The organism is Rhodococcus sp. SJ-3, assembly GCF_051918125.1.
GTDB lineage: Bacteria > Actinomycetota > Actinomycetes > Mycobacteriales > Mycobacteriaceae > Rhodococcus.
The window spans coordinates 4,919,842-4,936,906 of record NZ_CM123306.1; the positions used below are offsets into that span (position 1 = coordinate 4,919,842).

The following is a 17,065-nucleotide window of genomic DNA, read 5'->3' on the forward strand; positions in this document are numbered from 1 at the left end:
GAGCGGTTACCCCACCGACGTGATCGTCACAGGGGTGTTCGGTACGCCGCCGCCCAGAATCGAGCTGGCGTCGTGACCGGTCGCCGCCGCGGCATCCAGACGCGCCAGTGACTCGTCGGTGATGCGGGCGAAGGCCGTGTAATCGGGGCGCAGCAGTGTGTCGCCGGTGATCAGAAAGAACTGACTCCCGTTCGAGTCGGCTCTGCCGCTGTCGGCCACGGCTACCGTCCCGCGCGGGTAGGCGACTATCTGCGGGGGCCTTCCCGTCGCGGTCTGTGCCATCAACTGCTGCACCGGGTACTCGTCCGGATAGGTGTAGCCCGGTCCACCCGTGCCGGTTCCTGTCGGGTCGCCACACTGGTAGTACTGCTGACCGATTTCGTCGGCCAGCCGATGGCATGACGTGCCGTTGTAGAAGCCTTGTTGGGCCAGGCTGACGAAACTGTTGACCGTGCAGGGTGCACGGCCTCTGTCGAGGACGAGTTCGATACGGCCGATAGAGGTCTCGAATGTTAGGTCCCCTGTGCCGGTGGTCGAGGCGGACTTCGAGGGAAGCGTCGCGCTCCGTGCGGCCGATCCCGAAGTTGTGTACGAGCAGGAGGCAGTGGGGGAATCCACCGGAGGGGCGTCGGGGAGGCGGGGGTAACGCGATACGGCTTCGCTGGTCAGTGCGTGACTGGGAGCCTCGGTTGTGGTGGTGGCGGGTGGTGGCGTTGCGGCTGTACCGCTGGAGCAGCCGGCTGTCAGTGCGGCACCGAGGAGCACGCCTGCGGCGGCGAAACCGCGCAATCCGGACGAGCCGATCGATGTAGGAGATATCACAGAGTCGGTAGCGTAGTGGAAAGAATCACGATTTGATAGAGGTGTTGTCACTTTTCCGTAAACTGCACACGGATGTTTCGGCGGCCGACACAGAAGACGGGGTGTTCCTCGCCGTGGCGGCGAGGAACACCCCGTGGGTCAGGAGCCGTGCTCTACGACGAGACGGTCACCGATTCGATCTGTACGGGGAGATTCGGAGCGCCGCCGCCCGCCGACATCGAACCGTCGTCGCCCGCCGCAGCGACCTCCTCGATGACTGCGAGGCCTGCTTCGTCGACTGTGCCGAACACGGTGTACGTCGGAGGCAGTTGCGAGTCCTCATAGACGAGGAAGAACTGGCTGCCGTTGCTACCTGGCTGTCCGGTGTTGGCCATGGCGATCGTGCCGCGCGGGTATACCACCGGCTGACGCAGCTGCGGGGCACCCTTGGCGTAGAAGTTCTCCGGGTACTCGGTGTCGAATCCGTAACCCGGGCCACCGGTGCCGGTGCCCGTCGGGTCACCGCACTGCAGTACCTGCAGTCCGGGCGACGTCACGAGCCGGTGACAGGGAGTGTCGTCGAAGTAGCCCTGCTCGGCGAGTGAGACGAAACTGTTCACCGTGCATGGTGCAGATGCCCGGTCCAGCAACAACCCGATGGGCCCGGCGCTCGTCGTCATCGAAACCTCGGCGATGCCTGCCGCAGACACGTCCGAGTCGGACGGCGGTGTCACGTCCTTGGCGGCTTGCCCGTCCTGTGCGTAAGTGCACGAGACGGGTTCGCCGTCCGCGGGACGCTCCGGCAGTGCGCCCGACGCGGGCGGCTGGTCGGCCTCGGAGCTGATGGATGTGGTCGTCGTGGTGTCGCTCGCGGAGTCGTCGGCGCAGCCGGCCAGCAGCAGAGCCAGGCCTGCGCCGGCGGCAACGGTGGTGCGCAATCGGATCATCAGTCCATCCTCACACTCGTGAGAGTTGTTTCGAGGGCCGGGGCGCCGTCCTGGCCGCCACCGGCAACTCCGTCCGCCGCGATCTTGTCGAGTGTCTGGAGTCCGGTCTCGTCGATTTCACCGAAGACCGTGTACTGCGGCGGCAGGACGGAATCGCCGTACACCAAGAAGAACTGGCTGCCGTTGGTCCCCGGTCCGGCATTCGCCATCGCGAGGGTGCCGCGCTTGTATGTCATCGGTTCCTGGGATGCGGGGTCGTCGGGCGCGAATTGATCGGTCGGGAACTCGTTCGCGAATTGGTAGCCGGGCCCGCCGGACCCGGACCCCGTCGGATCGCCGCACTGCAACACCTGCAAGCTGGGGGCCGTCGTCAGCCGATGGCACGTGGTCGCGTCGAAGTAGCTCTGTGACGCGAGGGACAGGAAGCTGTTGACCGTGCACGGCGAATCGGCGTTGTGCAGGATCAACCCGATGTTGCCTTGCGATGTCTCGACACTGACGCTGATGTCCGTGTTGGCCTCACCGGAGGTGAGGATCCCCTCGGTGCGCGGAGGCTCTACCGGTTTCGACGGTTCGCGGCCATCGGCCGGATACTCGCAGCTCACGGATTCGGCGAGGGGTTCGGCCCGGCCGTCGGGCAGTGCAGGATATTCGGGTTCGGAGGTGTCGGTCGCTGCGGTCTCGGAAGTGTCCTCGGAACCTCCGTTCATGGTCCACAGGACAGTGACCGCACCGACCACCACGACGATGCCGAGTGCCGACAGTGCGATTGTCAGACGGCGTCGTTTACGTTCGCGTTCCGCTCGGCGCTCGAGCTGGCGCTCGAGTTTGCGTTTCGCGGCCTGGCGCCGCTGTGCATTGCTCGGCACTGCGTTTGTCCTCCCGTGAACCGATCGATGTGCTGGTGCCCGCGTTCAGGCCGAGTCGAGTTTGCCACCCCAACCTGAGAACGGGGCGTCAGGGCACAGCGCTTAGGCTGTACGAGACCACGAATGCCCACACAGTAGGAGCGATGCTCGTGCTCGTAACCGGATTTCCCGCGGGGATGTTCCAGACGAACTGCTACATCCTTGCGCAGGACAACGCGAAGGAGTGCGTCGTCGTCGACCCGGGCCAGGACGCCGCGGAGCCTCTGATCGAGTTCCTCACCGGCTCCGACATGACGCCGCGCGCGGTGCTCCTCACGCACGGTCACCTCGACCACGTCTGGTCTGCCCAGACCGTCGCCGATCGATTCTCGATCCCCACCTACATTCACCCGGATGATCGCCACATGCTCAGCGATCCCGGCGTGGGGTTGGGATCGAGCCTCGCTCCGCTGCTGGAAGGAACCACGTTCACCGAGCCGCACGAGGTGATCGAACTCGCCGACGGCGACGAGATCGAGCATGCGGGCATGACGTTCGTCGTCGATCACACGCCCGGCCACACCCAGGGCTCGGTCGTCCTTCGCACCCGCACGAGCAACCCGGACGGTGTCGAGTTCGACGTTGCCCTGACCGGCGACACGCTCTTCCAGGGATCGATCGGTCGTTCCGACCTGCCCGGCGGCAACCATGAGCAACTGCTCGCGTCGATCGCCGCGAAGCTGCTGGTGCTCGACGACACCACAGCGATTCTGCCCGGCCACGGCGGTTCCAGCACGATCGGGCAGGAGCGGTCCTCGAACCCGTTCCTGGTCGGTCTCACCGGATCCCGCTGACCCGGGACGAAGTATCGAATCTTCCGACGAGAGAAAGCAGCGACAGTGAGCAAGGCCTCCACGTTCTCGGCTCCCAAGGGCGTGCCCGATTACGTTCCCCCGCAGTCCGCCGAGTTCGTGGCGGTACGCGACGGTTTGACACGAGCTGCGCGCCTGGCGGGATACGGGCACATCGAACTGCCGATCTTCGAGGACACGGGGCTGTTCGCGCGTGGCGTCGGTGAGTCGACCGATGTCGTCACCAAGGAGATGTACACCTTCGCCGATCGCGGCGATCGATCGGTCACACTGCGACCGGAGGGCACCGCAGGCGTCATGCGCGCGGTGATCGAGCACGGTCTCGACCGCGGGCAGCTTCCGGTCAAGCTGTCGTACTCGGGCCCGTTCTTCCGTTACGAACGACCCCAGGCCGGGCGCTACCGACAGTTGCAGCAGGTCGGGGTCGAAGCGATCGGTATCGACGACCCGGCGCTCGACGCCGAGGTAATTGCGATCGCGGATGCGGGATTCCGGACCCTCGGCCTCGACGGTTTCCGCCTCGAGCTCACCTCTCTCGGCGACGACACCTGCCGACCGCAGTATCGGGAACGGTTGCAGGAGTTCTTGTTCGGTCTTCCTCTCGATGAGGAGACGCGTCGTCGCGCGGAGATCAACCCGCTACGGGTGCTCGACGACAAGCGTCCCGAGGTTCGGGAGATGACCGCAGGTGCGCCGTTGATGCTCGACCATCTGTCCGAGAGCGCGCAGGCCCACTTCGACGAGGTGCGCGCACATCTCGACGCGCTCGGCGTGCCGTACGTGGTCAATCCCCGCATGGTGCGCGGACTCGACTACTACACCAAGACCACGTTCGAGTTCGTACACGACGGACTCGGCGCCCAGTCCGGCATCGGCGGGGGCGGCCGGTACGACGGACTCATGGAGCAGCTCGGCGGACAGGCGTTGTCCGGCATCGGTTTCGGGTTGGGTGTCGATCGCACGATCCTCGCGCTCGCCGCAGAGGGCAAGACTGCGGCCACCTCCGCACGGTGCGAGGTGTACGGCATTCCGATGGGGGATGCAGCCAAGGGTGCGCTCGTACCGGTGGCGCACCGATTGCGAGCCGCGGGAGTCCGCGTCGATCTGGCCTATGGCGGCCGAGGGCTCAAGGGCGCGATGAAGGCAGCCGACAAGTCCGGCGCCGTTGTCGCACTGGTCCTCGGAGATCGGGAACTCGAGGCCGGAGAGATCGTCGTCAAGGATCTCCGCAACGGTGAGCAGGAGACAGTGCCGCTCGCCGACGTCGTCGCACGCGTGGGTGAGGCAGTTGACCGCGCCTGACGGTCGGCACGCGCCGAGACCGGAACCGATCGCACTCGACCTGATCCCCGCGCAGCTACTGGCACCGCGAGCCCGGAAACTCGCGATGCTCGCGGTTCTCGTCGGTCTGATCGTGGGCGCGATCGTGTGGCTGGTGGCATCGTGGTGGATCGCGGCCCTCGTTGCCGCTGTCGTGGGCCTCGTCCCGGCACTCGGTGCGATCACCGTCACGAAACGGCATATCCGTCTCGACGGAACGGTGATCACAGCGAGCGGACTGTTCCGATCGCGCAGGGTCGAACTCGAGCACCTCGCGGGAATCGAACTGCTGGTGCGTGTGGGCCGGGTGTCGCAGGTCATCGTGCGAGTCAACGATGGCAGCCACGGTCTGATCATGGTTCCGATCGCGTTGTACAGCGGTGACGGTGGCCGCGAGCTGGACATCCTTGCGCTACGGAGGTTGGCAGATGCCTTCGCCTCGAGTGAACTGGCTTCGGCGGCCGCGATCTCGTCTGTCCTCGTCGAGCAATTACGCGCGGAAGCGCGGGATGCCGGACTCGGTGAACGCCCGTTGTACCGCGCGGTCGAACTGGCGCGCGGCGCGGGACGGGTACCTCAGACGACTCTGACCGATCACGAGGTGGCATCACTCGTCGAGTGATGCCACCTCGTGATGCCTGCCGGGACGGATCACCACTGGTCGTCGACGGCTCCGATCACCGCGGGGGTCACGAACGGTAGCTCGCCGACCACCTCGCTGGTGGCCCCGGAGGTGACGAGAATCCCTCGGGTTCGACGTTGCTCGGCGTCCTCGGCGCGGTTCGCTGCAGTCACCGGCGCGCCACCGAGGGCAGGCCCGCGGGCGGCGCCACTTGCATTACCGGCTGTACCCGCGCCGGCGGAGGTGGGGGCCGCTGCGATAGGTGCCCCGGCCGGCGGAATCGCCGTCGCACCGGAGTTCGCCGCGCCGTAGCTGCCTGCCGCACTGCCGTACGCCGCACCCGAACTTCCCGTTCCGAGACCTGCCGCGGCGGTACCGGACGTGACCGAGGTGGCGAGCGTGGCGGTTGCGCCCGTCGTTCCTGTCGAGGTGGGCAGGGTCGAGGCGGGCTCGCCGACAGGGCCCGGGAAGATCTCACCGATCCTCGGTATAGCGCCCGAAGCCGAGCTGGCGAACCCACTCGGATCGAGCGGCATCGATGTCATGGCAGGCGCAGGCACCGGGATCGGCGGAGTCAGTGCATTCATCGCTACTGTGTGCCCGGTGAGTTCGCCGCGGGTCCGTGCGACGACCGCAAGTGCAGAACTGACGTGCTCGACGGCCGACGCTATCAGCGCAGCCTGTCCGGGCGGAGTCATGGCCACCGGCGCGGTCGCGACGGCGGACGCAATGAAAGACTGTGCGATGCCGGTCAACTCGATGTTCCCGCGCTCCACGGTAGCGCTCGCCGCGCGGGTCACCTGACCGATGAGGTTGCCGCGCTCACTCAGTTCGTACGACGCGAACTGCGCTTTGGTCGAGTGCTCGGCGGTGGTATCGGCTGCTGTGCCCTCCCACGATTCAGGAAGGGCGGACAGCGCCGATCGGCCGAGCGTGGCGGCACCGTCGAGCAGCCCTGCACCCTGCTCCAGGATGGCCGAGGGATCGAGTGCTCCGCAGATGCCGGTGCCGAACATGTTTCCGAGTTCGACGAGGGGGCGGAGCAGCTCGTCGAACTCGGGCAGTGTAGGGATCGGAATCGATTGCAGCAGTTCGTTGATGGTGTCCGGTCCGGGTGCCGTCGGCGGTGCGAAGGTAGGCAGTTCGGGTGCCGATGGCAGTGGCATGTCGAGCACGGGCGCCACGGGCGATGCGCGCAAGGCATCGAGTACGGTGGGCGAGACCTCGGGCGCCTGCATCGGTGCGACAGCGTTCACGCGAGGCTCCCGTTGGAGCGTGTGAGAGCAACAGCGGTGGCAGTATCGGTGCCGTCGTATGCGGCGGCGGCCTCATGTGCCGCAATGCCGTTGGATGCGTACGCGAGTGCCAGTTGCCCCACAGCGCGCGTGTGTTCGCTCTGTGCGGCGACGAACGCTGCGAGAAAATCGGCGCCGATCAACCCCATTGCCGGACTCAGTGACGCGACATTCGCTCCCAGATCCATCGATCCGGCACGCGCAACCTGTTCTGCTGCATGAAGATTGGTGCTTCCGTACAGTCGTACTCCATCGGGAACCACCCGGATTCCGGCACCGGGAATCAAACCGCTCATCGAACCCCCCTCGATATCAACGTGTGGAGCACTTTAACTCGAGGTGTCCGGTAGCGCGACCGGGCCTCCATGTGGAGCGAATGGTCGGGTCGGTGGGAGTGAGGATCGAACACCGATTCGACGAGATGGTTGACAGTGGCTCGTACTAGTGTTCGACTGTGGGTATGCGGTGGACGACGCAGGCAGTGGACGCGGACGACGGTGCGCTGCCCGGGCTCGGGCGCTCCGATCTTGTTCGCCGCGTGCAGACCCCCGAATTCGAGGGCATCACCTTCCATGAGGTGTTGTGCAAGAGTGCATTGAACAAGACACCCGAGGCATCACGTCTGCCATTCGAGTACACGGTCAACACGTTCCGAGGTTGCAGTCACGCGTGCCGTTACTGTTTCGCGCGCCCGACACACGAGTACCTCGACCTCGATGCCGGCCACGACTTCGACACTCAGCTCGTGGTCAAGACCAACGTCGCGGCCGTCCTTCGTCGGGAACTCGCGCGCAAGTCCTGGAAACGCCAGCACGTGGCGCTCGGCACCAACACCGATCCGTATCAGCGTGCCGAAGGCCGGTATCGCCTGATGCCGGGCGTCATCGGTGCCCTCACGGAATCCGGTACTCCGTTCTCGATTCTGACGAAAGGCACGCTCCTCCGACGCGATCTGTCGTTGCTCACGCTTGCGTCACGTCAGGTCGATGTCCGTCTCTCGGTCTCCCTGGCGATCGGCGACCTCGAATTGCAACAACAGATCGAACCGGGGACACCGTCTCCGAAGGCGAGGCTCGATCTCATCCGTGCGATCACCGACGCGGGCATGTCGTGTCATGTGATGGTCGCTCCTGTCATCCCGTATCTCACGGATTCGAGACGGCACCTCGAGGGTCTGTTCGCCGGCCTCGCGGCTGCGGGTGCGTCCGGAGTGACCGTGATTCCGATGCATCTGCGTGGATCCACGCGCGGATGGTTCCTGTCGTGGCTGGGTTCGGAGCATCCCGCTCTGCTGCCGCGATATCGGAGGCTCTACGGTCGAGGCGCCTATGTGGGCGGGGAGTACGCGCGCTGGCTCGAAGCGCGAGTCGATCCGCTTGTCGAACAGTTCGGACTCGGGGGTGGACGAAAGACGCATCGAAGCGCGGCCCTGCCTGCCCCCGCCCGGGAGGGTGAAACGATCGGTTCTCCCACGCTTTTCTGAGGTGCGGATGCGTTCATAGAGGCTTTCGGCCTTCACCTCCAAAGGATTTCGGCAACACCGGTGTGGGCGCTACGACAATAGGTAGTATTCGACATCGCTGTGGTCCTACCATCGAGCCGTGACCACCACGAGACGGGTGAAGCGACCCAAGAGTTGGCACCAGCGAGCGGGTTTTCCTGTGCGGGTATGGCTCGTGTTACTGATCTTCGCCGGGCTCGCGCATCCGTTCCTGCCGGAGTCGCGATGGCTGCTCGTGCATCTGTTCACATTGGGAGCAGTCACCAACTCGATCGTGGTGTGGTCGCAGACCCTTGCCGAACGATTCCTGGGATTTCACCTCTCCGAAACCGAGCGCGGGCCACAGCTCACCAAGATCTACGCTCTGAATGCCGGCATCGTCGTCACGATCGTCGGCGTCGTCGGTGGATGGTTCCCGGCGACCCTCGCCGGAGCGGTACTCATCGGTGCGATGGTGGCCTGGCATGCGATTTCCCTGATATTGCTGACCGTGCGGGCGCAGCGGGAGAGGACCCGGGCGGGGGACCGGCCGGCCGGACATGCACAGCGCGTGTGGTTTCTCGTCGCGTCGTCGGCGATGCTGCCGTTCGGTGCCGGATTCGGCGCAGTGCTGGCCTACGGGGCCACGGAGCACACCGAAGCCGGATTTCTCCTTGCTCACCAGGCCATGAACCTGCTGGGGTTCCTTGGTCTGGCCGCCGCCGGAGTGCTCACCGTCATGTATCCGAATCTGATCGGGGCACCGGACGCATCGTCGGGACGACGCCCTGTAGCCCTGGCTGTCCTGCTCATCGGTATTGCGGTGCTCACGGCCGGGGCCTTGACCGGAAACTCGCTCGTCGCGGCGGCCGGTTGCGTGGTCTACCTTGCCGGATGGATCGTCGTGGCAGCACCGTTGTTGCGCGATGCGCTGTCTCATCCGCCCAACGGATTCGCTGCGGCCTCCGTCACCGCAGCGATGCTGTGGTTGCTCGGGTCACTCGCCGCCCTGGCGATCGTGCTCGCGACCGGGCCGATGGACTCCCATCGGGCAACGCTGATGACCGTGCCCTTCCTGGCCGGATTCGCGGCGCAATTGCTGTTCGGAGTCATGAGTCACCTGCTGCCAACCTTGATGGGTGGGGGGCCCGCGGTGGTCGGCACAGGCGTAGACAAGATGAACCGGTGGTGGATCTGGCGGATCGTCGTCATCAACACAGGTCTGTTGTTGTTCCTCGTGCCACTCCCGAGCTGGATGCGAGTCGGGGTCACCTCACTCGTCATGCTCGCCTTCGTGATGTTTCTCCCCATCATGATCACCAGTGCCAGGGCGTCGGCGGCGGGCCGTCGAGCTGTGATGGCGGGGCAGGCACCACCGGACCACGACCCGGCCGTTCATCAGCGTGGTTTGCAGGCCACCGCGGCGCTGGCCTGCCTCGCGCTCGTCTTCGCTGTCTCCTCGGGTGTCGGTGGCGGGAGTATCGGTGGGCAGGACGCTTCGGCAGGGGTCACCCCGACCGGAAATATCACGGAGGTTCACATCGAGGCCGTCGGGATGCGTTTCACTCCCGATATCGTTACTGTGCCTGCGGGCGACCGACTGGTCCTCACTGTCACGAATTCGGACGAACAGGTGCACGATCTTGTTCTTGCGACCGGCCACGATACCGGCAGGCTTGCGCCGGGTGAGTCCGCGACGCTCGAAGTGGGGGTCGTCGGCTCCGACGTCGAGGGCTGGTGTTCGATCGTCGGGCATCGGCAGCAGGGCATGATCTTCCGCATCGACGCGGACGCTGGTGACGGTGAATCGATGAGCCACGGCCACGTCTCGACAGGCGGCGCGCCGACAATCGACCTCGCTGCAGACCCGGGCGAGGGTTTCGTGGCCCGAGACCCTGTGCTCGAGGCTGCACCTGCGGGCACAACACATCGCTACACCTTCGAGATCACCGAAGTGCCAGGTGAATACGCTCCCGGTGTACCACAGACCATGTGGACCTACAACGGGCGAGCGATGGGACCGACTCTGAGGGGGAAGGTCGGCGACCTCTTCGAGATCACGATGGTCAACAACGGAAGTATGGGGCACTCGGTCGACTTCCACGCCGGCATGGTCGGGCCCGACGAGCCCATGCGCACGATCAATCCGGGTGAGGAGCTGATCTATCGCTTCCGGGCCGAGCACAGCGGAATCTGGCTGTACCACTGCGCGACTCCGCCGATGGCGGTACACATCGCCGCGGGGATGTTCGGTGCGGTCGTCATCGACCCGCCGAGCCTCGGACCGGTCGATGCCGAGTACCTCATGGTGCAGTCGGACACCTACCTCGGCGACGGACAGGTCGACGCAGCAAAGGTCGCGGCAGGTAATCCGGATCTGGTGATGTTCAACGGGTTTGCCGACCAGTACGTGCATCGTCCGCTACACGCAGCGGCCGGCGACCGTCTGCGCATCTGGATCCTCGATGCCGGCCCCAACGAGACCGTCGCCTTCCACGTCGTCGGTGCCCAATTCGACACCGTCTACAAGGAAGGTGCGTATCTCGTGCGTGCCGGCGATCCGGACAGCGGGGGCTCGCAGGTCCTCGACCTCGCGGTCGCGCAGGGTGGGTTCGTCGAACTGCAGTTCCTCGAACCCGGTACCTACACGTTCCTCAACCATCGGATGTTCGACGGTGACCGCGGCGCGATGGGGAAGATCGTCGTCGAATGATGCTGGGGCACGGCGAGAAGCCCCCGGCGCGGTGTCGGGTCAGGTTGTCTTTCGCGACCGGTCGGCCACCAGGGTGTCGAGGGCGGGCGCCCACGTCTCCTTCCGGTCCGGAAAGCACCGTGTGAGCAGATCGACCATGACGGCAGGCGCGATGGACGCTCCCGGCGACGCACCGAGTAGTCCTGCGATGGTCCCGTCGGCGCTCGTGACGAGCTCGGTGCCGAATGTGAGCACGCCGCGGCCGTGTTCGTCCGGCTTGATCAGCTGTGCACGCTGCCCGGCCTGCACGAGGTGCCAATCAGCGGGATCCGCGCCCGGGTAGAACCGGAGGAGCTGCGCGAACTTGCGTTTCTTCGACGAAGCGAGTTGCCCGAGGAGGTACCGCGCGAGGGCCAGGTTGCGCAGGCCTGCGGTGGCCATCACGGCGGCGTTGCGCGGGCGGATCGTGCGGAACAGGTCGGACAACCGGCCGTGTCGCAGTAGCCGGGTGCTGAATGTTGCGTACGGACCGAACATCAACGACCGTGTCCCGTCGACCACGCGCAGGTCGAGGTGCGGCACCGACATCGGCGGAGTACCGATGTCGGCCTGACCGTAGACCTTCGCGGCGTGCCGTGCGACGATCGCCGGGTTGTCGGTGCGGAAGAACTGCGCTCCGACGGGGAACACGGCGTATCCACGCACCTCGTCGAGTCGCGCCTTCTGGAGCAACTCCAGCGAACAGCCGCCCGCGCCCACGAAGACGAACCGAGATGTGAGACGGAAGCGTTGCCCGCCGGCGCGGTCTCGGCCGGAGATCATCCACAGGCCATCGTCGCGGCGGTGCAGGCGTGAGACCTCGTGGTGCAATCGCACCTCGGCGCCGCGGGTGGCGATGTCTTCGACGAGCCACTGTGTCAGGGCGCCGAAATCGAGGTCGGTGCCGGCGTGGTGGCGTGAGGCTGCCATGGGCTCGGCGTCGGTGCGGCCCTCCATCAGCAGGGGGGCCCACTCGCGGATGGTCTCGGGGTCCTCGGTGTATTCCATGTCGGAGAAGGCCGGCGATGTCCGCAGGGTGGCTACCCGTGTGCGGAGGTACTCGATGTCTCGTTTGCCGAAGACGAGGTCCATGTGGGGTGCGGGAGTGAGGAACTCCGGCATGGTGCCGTCGGCTGCCAGCGACGACCAGAACCCTCTGGAGAGACAGAACCGGCGCGCGATGTCCTGCGCCGTCGCTCCGTCAGTGGGGTCGGGCATGTAATTGAGTTCTGCGTAGCCCGAGTGCCCGGTGCCCGCGTTGTTCCATGCGGCGGAACTCTCCCCGGCGATCTCGTCGAGACGTTCGAGGAGGACGATCGAGGCGTCGGGTTCGACGCGGGACATCATGGCGCCGAGCGTGGCGGACATGATTCCGCCTCCGATCAGGACGACATCGTGGACAGTGTCGGATGTGTTGTCTCTCATGGGAAACACTCTTTCTCTCGCGGGTGCCCACAGGTTCCTCCACGGAGACCGATCCGTCCAATGAGGTGATTGAAGAATTATCATCCGAATATGGATGGAAATCTGTCGGCCGAGATCGCCGAGATGGTGCCGCTGCTCGCAGCATTCGACACCGCTGCGACGGAGGGGCACATCACTCACGCGGCCGCCGTCCTCGGTGTGCCGCAGTCGTCACTGAGCAGGCGACTGAAATCACTCGAGCAGATCCTCGGGGTGGCGCTGTTCCAGCCGGTCGGTCGGGGTGTCGCATTGACCGCAGCGGGTCGCGATCTGCACGAACGTACCCGCGGCGCGGTTCGCGGGCTCGACGACGCGGTCGACGTCGTGCGCAGCAACGCCGACCCCGACAGCGGATCGGTCCGGTTCGGGTTCCCGCTCACCCTCGGTCCGGTCAGCATTCCCTCCCTGCTCGCCGAGTTCCACGAGACCGCACCACGGATCCGGTTCGGTCTCGTCCAAGCCCACGGCGAGGCTCTGTGCGCGATGGTCCGCGACGGCCGCCTCGACCTTGCCGTCGTGATCCCGCCCCCGGAGGACCTGCCTGCCGTGCACATCGGGACACAGCGGATTCTGCTCTACGTCGCGCCGTCACACCCGCTGGCAGGGCGGACGCAGATCGACCTCACCGAACTCGCCGACGAGCGATTCATCGCGAACCCACCCGAGTACCATCTGCGGCAGCTCCTCGACACCTGGTGCATGGACGCGGGTTTCGTACCGCAGGTAGCGATCGAGATCGGTGAGTTCGAGACTGCGCGCGCACTCATAGCGCAGGGACTCGGGGTCGCACTGTTGCCGGTGCCCGAGCGCCGAATCGCCACCGGTCGAGTCGCTTCCGGTGGCAACCTCGTCGGTATCGGGCTGACCGGACACCGCGAGCGGGACATCGGTCTGATCAGAGGGAATCACCGCCCGACTCCGGCAGTCGCGCGGCTGCACGATCACATCGTGCGCCGAGCGGGCTCGTTCCTTCCCGGAGGCCGGTGATCGATCGACACGGTCAGTTCGGCAGCTCGAGCAGATACTTGTCGAGCACGACCCGCACCTCGTCGGAGATCGGTGCCGCACCGCCTTCCGGTTTCGTGCCGACATCCACCGAGGTCGCCAGCGCCACGCACCGGCCGTGCTGGAACAGCGCTGAGCCGAGAACCAGCGACGAGGTGCCGATCTTCAGTACGCCGGTGGAGATCACGACTTCGTGTGGATAGAACACCTCGGCGAGATAATCGATCTCGATCCGGGCCAGCACCGCCCGTTCGAAGGCGGGCCCGTCGAGAGCCGAGGTGAGTTCCTCCATCACGAGGACGCGGGCCTGTTCGAAGTATCGGGCGATCGACACGTTGTTGACATGGCCCAGGGCGTCGACGTCACCGAACAGCGGAGTGACTGTGCGGCGCAGCGGGTAGAGGTCCTGCGACAGCCGTCGCGGATCGTGACGCATCGGTGGTCCGGCCTCTCGTGCAGGTGTAGGTGTGCATCACGATACCTACGGCGGATCGAGGAGGCGGCGCCGATCTCGTTCAGTGGAGTTGCGCGCGCATCCAGGCGGGGTCGGGGTTGGTGTGTGCGCGTCCTCCGACAAACACGGTCGGTACGGTCTCGTTGCCGTCGTTGACCGCACGCACCCGTGCTGCCGCTGCGGGGTCGCGCCAGATGTTCACCCAGATCGCGCGATCGGCGCGGCGGAACAGTGATGCCCGCAGGCGCATGCAGAACATGCATCCCGGGCGCCAATAGATCACGGGGGTGTTGGTGTCGGCTGCCTCGATGCGGGCCGCGGCATCGTCGATGTGGCGCGGGAATGCCAGCGGGGATCCGACCCAGGCGAGCACAAGCAGAACGACCGCGATCGCGATCGAGGCAGGGGCGAGAGCTCCGGTCGCCAGGACGAGCACGGCGACAGCCGCGATCACCAACGAGGGCACCCAGGTTCTCCACATGAGCCACAGCGTACTTCCGGTGGCACCCGGCAGAGTCGGGCTGTGATCGAGTCGGCCGCCACGCTAGCGTTGTCGATCATGGTCGTCACCGAGCATTCACCTCGTGTTCCCGCACAGTTGGCCCAGCCGACGCTGTTGGCTGCTTTGTCGACTGCGATCGTCCTGGCGTTGCTCGCCGTGGCAGCAGTCCCCGTGCGCGACGAGTTGTATCTGGCCATCGCGCAGACTTTCGAAGGGTCATGGTCGGGGCCTGCAGCAGGTGTCGTCGCAGACAAGGGGTTACTCGTTCTCGTGGCCACCACAGGTGTGCTCGCTGTGTGGTCCTGGCTCGAGGATCGCCGCGCCTTCATCACTCTCGTGGTGGCAGGGATCGGGGTGATCGTCGCGTACTTGTCGAGCGAATTCATCAAGCTGGTGGTGACCGAACCGCGGCCGTGCCGTGCCCTTGGCATTCGGACCGTTCTGGAATGCCCGGAGATCGGGGACTGGTCGTGGCCGTCGAACCACTCCGTGATCGCTGCGTCGTTCGCCACCGCGTGTGTGCTTGCGGTCCGGCGAACGCTCTGGTTCGTCGCCCCGCTGGCCGCGGTGCTCGGTCTCTCACGCGTCGCAGGCGGCGTGCACTACGTTCACGACGTGTTCTCAGGCATGGCGTTGGGTTTGCTGGCCGTGTCCTTGGTGACGGCGGCACTACTGCCGATTGCGGACCGGATCGGCGCATCCCGTGGGTCGGATCCGGTCAGGACTTCCAGTCGGCCGGACGAACCGCGTGGCGGCTGAGGATCGAGATGCGATTGAACGAGTTCATAGCGATCGCAACCCAGATGATCGCGGAAACCTGTGCATCGTCGAGGGTCTTCCGGGCTTCCGCATAGCGGCAGTCCTGCTCGTACGACGACGGCAGGGTCGTCACCAGTTCGGCGAGGGTCAGTGCGGCACCCTCCGCCTCGGTGAACAGGTCCGTGTCGCGCCATGCAGGCAGTACGGCGAGACGCTGTGCCTTCTCACCTGCCTTCAGTGCGTCACGAATGTGCACGTCGAGACAGTAGGCGCATCCGTTGATCTGCGACACGCGGACATTGACGAGTTCGGTGAGCTTCCGGTCGAGGCCCGCCTCGCTCACCGCGTCTCGGACGGCGACCGCGACGGCCACCTGCGCGCGGTACACCGGGCGAGTCTGCTTATCGATGGGGATGCGCTCACTACGTTTCATGTGTGCCCTCCGGCCGGTCGACGATGGTGTCGTAGTCGTGGTGCTCGGCGACGTATTTGGCGACGTACGGGCACACCGGCACGATGCGCCCGCCCGCCGCCGCGACGTCGTCGAGCGCGAACTTCACGAGGCGACCCGCGAGGCCGAGGCCCCCGTAGTTCTCGTCCACCTCGGTGTGGACGAACACGCGTCGAGTGCCTTCGCCGGGCCGGTAGTCGGCGTGCCCGACGACGGTGTCGCCGTCGAGGATTTCGTAGCGACTGCGCTGCGGATTGTGCGTGACGCTGATGTCGGCGAGGCGGGGATCGGGAGTATTCGTGGACATATCAGAATCCTTCCGGCAAGTGTGGCAGCCTTTGAGCGTAGCTGCGAATGGATGGGTCGTCGGCTGTTCTCGTGGTTCACCGGGTCAGCTGGTGCGCCTGTGTTCCTGCATGTGGTTCTGGATCGCGGTGAAGGCATCGCCCATCACGGTGATGACCTCGGGGGAGAGGACGTCGAACATGGTCGCGCGTACTGCGGCGACATGGCCGGGTCCGGCCGAGGCAAGGATCGCGGCGCCGGTATCGGTCAACTCCGCCCATGCGCCGCGCTTGTCGGATTCGCATTCGACGCGCCGGACCCACCCGGCGCCCTCCATGCGGGTGATGGCACGGGTGATCCCGCTCCGGGTGGTGGTGCTCGCGTCGGAGAGTTCTCGCATCCGAAGTCTGTGGTCTTCCGCTTCGGAGAGCAGGACGAGAATCTCGTAGTCGGCGAACGAGATACCCGAATCGCGCACCAACTGCTTGTCCAGGGATTGGAAGAGCATACGGGTGGCGTCGAGATAGGAACGCCACAGCCGGTGCTCGTCGTGGGCCAGCCATTTCGTCGGTTCCATAGGTCAACCATAGCAGGTAGTTGACGAAGCAACTATCAATCTGTCACAATAGTTGACAGATCAATCAGTTGGTGGGCGGCTTGCCGCTGCCGGTGTATGGAGGAGGGCTCGGATGGCTGTCACCGCGCAAGGCCAGGATTCGTTCGCGCATCGCCGCGAGGAGATCCGTGATCGCTATCTGCTGCCCGTGGGAACGCGACCCGAATCATCTGCGCGGGGCTTGCACCACACGGCCATTGTGAGTGGCGACGTCGAGCGCACCGTGGTGTTCTATCAGGAACTGCTCGAGTTTCCCCTGGTCGAACTCATCGAGAATCGCGACTATCCCGGATCATCACACTTCTTCTTCGATATAGGCAACGAAAACCTCTTGGCGTTCTTCGACTTCCCGGGTCTCGATGTCGGCCCCTACCGGGAAGTGCTCGGCGGACTGCATCACATCGCCATCAGCATGGAACCTGCCAAATGGACTCACGTGCGTGACAAGCTGACCGCCGCAGGAATCGAACTCGCCCAACACAGCGAGGTTTCGTTGTACTTTCCGGGCCCCGACGGCGAACGCCTCGAGCTAATCGCCGATCCGCTCGGTGAAATGTACGGCTCGACCATCCTCTGAGTCGATGACATCCGGGGTGTGAAGCACCGATGGCGC

General features: G+C 65.4%; 19 protein-coding genes. 8 read left to right on the forward strand and 11 right to left on the reverse strand.

Going from position 1 to position 17,065, the window contains the following annotated elements; genetic code table 11:
* Positions 1-6 precede the first annotated feature (6 nt).
* The 3 genes from ACTDXD_RS22955 to ACTDXD_RS22965 form a co-directional block, all read right to left on the reverse strand.
* Positions 7-822 (reverse strand): peptidylprolyl isomerase, encoded by an 816-nt coding sequence (locus ACTDXD_RS22955; RefSeq protein WP_440124489.1) that lies wholly within the window; start codon positions 820-822, stop codon positions 7-9.
* A 152-nt stretch (positions 823-974) separates the two neighbouring features.
* Positions 975-1,748 carry a peptidylprolyl isomerase gene (locus ACTDXD_RS22960; RefSeq protein ID WP_440124490.1) on the reverse strand — a complete coding sequence of 258 codons (774 nt, stop codon included), beginning with the start codon at positions 1,746-1,748 and terminating at the stop codon, positions 975-977.
* Positions 1,748-2,617 carry a peptidylprolyl isomerase gene (locus tag ACTDXD_RS22965; protein WP_440124491.1) on the reverse strand — a complete coding sequence of 290 codons (870 nt, stop codon included), beginning with the start codon at positions 2,615-2,617 and terminating at the stop codon, positions 1,748-1,750. Before ACTDXD_RS22965 ends, ACTDXD_RS22960 begins: the two co-directional genes overlap by 1 nt.
* A gap of 149 nt (positions 2,618-2,766) precedes the next feature.
* Here ACTDXD_RS22965 and ACTDXD_RS22970 point away from each other — a divergent pair, with 149 nt between their 5' ends.
* From ACTDXD_RS22970 to ACTDXD_RS22980, 3 genes are all read left to right on the forward strand, one after another.
* Complete coding sequence (locus ACTDXD_RS22970) at positions 2,767-3,450, forward strand: MBL fold metallo-hydrolase (protein ID WP_440127764.1); 684 nt, start codon at positions 2,767-2,769, stop codon at positions 3,448-3,450.
* A 45-nt stretch (positions 3,451-3,495) separates the two neighbouring features.
* Positions 3,496-4,770, forward strand: coding sequence for a histidine--tRNA ligase (hisS, locus tag ACTDXD_RS22975; RefSeq protein WP_440124492.1), 1,275 nt, complete (start codon positions 3,496-3,498; stop codon positions 4,768-4,770).
* Between the two features lie 85 nt (positions 4,771-4,855).
* Positions 4,856-5,410 carry a hypothetical protein gene (locus tag ACTDXD_RS22980; protein ID WP_440127765.1) on the forward strand — a complete coding sequence of 185 codons (555 nt, stop codon included), beginning with the start codon at positions 4,856-4,858 and terminating at the stop codon, positions 5,408-5,410.
* 29 nt (positions 5,411-5,439) lie between these two features.
* Here the strand turns inward: ACTDXD_RS22980 and ACTDXD_RS22985 are convergent, their stop codons facing one another.
* Together ACTDXD_RS22985 and ACTDXD_RS22990 are read right to left on the reverse strand one after the other, a co-directional pair.
* Complete coding sequence (locus tag ACTDXD_RS22985; RefSeq protein WP_440124493.1) at positions 5,440-6,666, reverse strand: hypothetical protein; 1,227 nt, start codon at positions 6,664-6,666, stop codon at positions 5,440-5,442.
* Positions 6,663-7,001, reverse strand: a complete 339-nt coding sequence (locus ACTDXD_RS22990) for a type VII secretion target (RefSeq protein ID WP_440124494.1) — start codon at positions 6,999-7,001, stop codon at positions 6,663-6,665. The genes ACTDXD_RS22985 and ACTDXD_RS22990 overlap by 4 nt, the downstream gene beginning before the upstream one ends.
* A 164-nt stretch (positions 7,002-7,165) precedes the next feature.
* Between ACTDXD_RS22990 and ACTDXD_RS22995 the strand changes: the two genes are divergently transcribed.
* Together ACTDXD_RS22995 and ACTDXD_RS23000 are read left to right on the forward strand one after the other, a co-directional pair.
* Complete coding sequence (locus tag ACTDXD_RS22995; RefSeq protein ID WP_440124495.1) at positions 7,166-8,188, forward strand: Rv2578c family radical SAM protein; 1,023 nt, start codon at positions 7,166-7,168, stop codon at positions 8,186-8,188.
* A 118-nt stretch (positions 8,189-8,306) separates the two neighbouring features.
* The gene (locus ACTDXD_RS23000; RefSeq protein WP_440124496.1) at positions 8,307-10,898 is read left to right on the forward strand and encodes a multicopper oxidase domain-containing protein; all 2,592 of its coding nucleotides are present in this window, start codon (positions 8,307-8,309) and stop codon (positions 10,896-10,898) included.
* A gap of 39 nt (positions 10,899-10,937) precedes the next feature.
* Here ACTDXD_RS23000 and mqo read toward each other — a convergent pair whose 3' ends face one another.
* A complete protein-coding gene (gene mqo / locus ACTDXD_RS23005) occupies positions 10,938-12,341 on the reverse strand; it encodes a malate dehydrogenase (quinone) (RefSeq protein WP_440124497.1) in 1,404 nt (467 codons plus the stop codon).
* Between the two features lie 90 nt (positions 12,342-12,431).
* On the opposite strand from mqo, the gene ACTDXD_RS23010 reads away from it, so the two are divergent.
* Entirely contained in the window at positions 12,432-13,367 is a 936-nt protein-coding gene (locus tag ACTDXD_RS23010; protein ID WP_440124498.1) for a LysR substrate-binding domain-containing protein, read from the forward strand.
* A gap of 13 nt (positions 13,368-13,380) precedes the next feature.
* On the opposite strand, the gene ACTDXD_RS23015 is transcribed toward ACTDXD_RS23010, so the two are convergent.
* Together ACTDXD_RS23015 and ACTDXD_RS23020 are read right to left on the reverse strand one after the other, a co-directional pair.
* Positions 13,381-13,821 (reverse strand): acyl-CoA thioesterase, encoded by a 441-nt coding sequence (locus ACTDXD_RS23015; protein ID WP_440124499.1) that lies wholly within the window; start codon positions 13,819-13,821, stop codon positions 13,381-13,383.
* A gap of 79 nt (positions 13,822-13,900) precedes the next feature.
* Positions 13,901-14,320: a glutaredoxin domain-containing protein gene (locus tag ACTDXD_RS23020; protein WP_440124500.1), complete on the reverse strand. Its 420-nt coding sequence runs from the start codon at positions 14,318-14,320 to the stop codon at positions 13,901-13,903.
* A 42-nt stretch (positions 14,321-14,362) separates the two neighbouring features.
* Here ACTDXD_RS23020 and ACTDXD_RS23025 point away from each other — a divergent pair, with 42 nt between their 5' ends.
* Complete coding sequence (locus ACTDXD_RS23025; RefSeq protein ID WP_440124501.1) at positions 14,363-15,100, forward strand: phosphatase PAP2 family protein; 738 nt, start codon at positions 14,363-14,365, stop codon at positions 15,098-15,100.
* Here the strand turns inward: ACTDXD_RS23025 and ACTDXD_RS23030 are convergent.
* From ACTDXD_RS23030 to ACTDXD_RS23040, 3 genes are all read right to left on the reverse strand, one after another.
* Positions 15,060-15,533 (reverse strand): carboxymuconolactone decarboxylase family protein, encoded by a 474-nt coding sequence (locus ACTDXD_RS23030; RefSeq protein WP_440124502.1) that lies wholly within the window; start codon positions 15,531-15,533, stop codon positions 15,060-15,062. The two genes, ACTDXD_RS23025 and ACTDXD_RS23030, sit on opposite strands and share 41 nt — an antisense overlap.
* Positions 15,523-15,858, reverse strand: coding sequence for a GNAT family N-acetyltransferase (locus ACTDXD_RS23035; RefSeq protein ID WP_440124503.1), 336 nt, complete (start codon positions 15,856-15,858; stop codon positions 15,523-15,525). The genes ACTDXD_RS23030 and ACTDXD_RS23035 overlap by 11 nt, the downstream gene beginning before the upstream one ends.
* Before the next feature lie 84 nt (positions 15,859-15,942).
* Positions 15,943-16,413 carry a MarR family winged helix-turn-helix transcriptional regulator gene (locus ACTDXD_RS23040; RefSeq protein WP_440124504.1) on the reverse strand — a complete coding sequence of 157 codons (471 nt, stop codon included), beginning with the start codon at positions 16,411-16,413 and terminating at the stop codon, positions 15,943-15,945.
* 112 nt (positions 16,414-16,525) lie between these two features.
* On the opposite strand from ACTDXD_RS23040, the gene ACTDXD_RS23045 reads away from it, so the two are divergent.
* A complete protein-coding gene (locus ACTDXD_RS23045) occupies positions 16,526-17,029 on the forward strand; it encodes a VOC family protein (RefSeq protein WP_440124505.1) in 504 nt (167 codons plus the stop codon).
* Positions 17,030-17,065: the final 36 nt, after the last annotated feature.

Bases quoted from the DNA above. Each gene is read 5' to 3' on its own strand.
- ACTDXD_RS22960 (WP_440124490.1), bottom strand. From the start codon at position 1,748: ATGATCCGATTGCGCACCACCGTTGCCGCCGGCGCAGGCCTGGCTCTG.
- ACTDXD_RS23020 (WP_440124500.1), bottom strand. From the start codon at position 14,320: ATGTGGAGAACCTGGGTGCCCTCGTTGGTGATCGCGGCTGTCGCCGTG.
- ACTDXD_RS23035 (WP_440124503.1), bottom strand. From the start codon at position 15,858: ATGTCCACGAATACTCCCGATCCCCGCCTCGCCGACATCAGCGTCACG.
- ACTDXD_RS23030 (WP_440124502.1), bottom strand. From the start codon at position 15,533: ATGAAACGTAGTGAGCGCATCCCCATCGATAAGCAGACTCGCCCGGTG.
- ACTDXD_RS23010 (WP_440124498.1), top strand. From the start codon at position 12,432: ATGGATGGAAATCTGTCGGCCGAGATCGCCGAGATGGTGCCGCTGCTC.
- ACTDXD_RS22980 (WP_440127765.1), top strand. From the start codon at position 4,856: ATGCTCGCGGTTCTCGTCGGTCTGATCGTGGGCGCGATCGTGTGGCTG.
- ACTDXD_RS23015 (WP_440124499.1), bottom strand. From the start codon at position 13,821: ATGCGTCACGATCCGCGACGGCTGTCGCAGGACCTCTACCCGCTGCGC.
- ACTDXD_RS22995 (WP_440124495.1), top strand. From the start codon at position 7,166: ATGCGGTGGACGACGCAGGCAGTGGACGCGGACGACGGTGCGCTGCCC.
- mqo (WP_440124497.1), bottom strand. From the start codon at position 12,341: ATGAGAGACAACACATCCGACACTGTCCACGATGTCGTCCTGATCGGA.
- ACTDXD_RS22990 (WP_440124494.1), bottom strand. From the start codon at position 7,001: ATGAGCGGTTTGATTCCCGGTGCCGGAATCCGGGTGGTTCCCGATGGA.
- ACTDXD_RS23040 (WP_440124504.1), bottom strand. From the start codon at position 16,413: ATGGAACCGACGAAATGGCTGGCCCACGACGAGCACCGGCTGTGGCGT.
- ACTDXD_RS23045 (WP_440124505.1), top strand. From the start codon at position 16,526: ATGGCTGTCACCGCGCAAGGCCAGGATTCGTTCGCGCATCGCCGCGAG.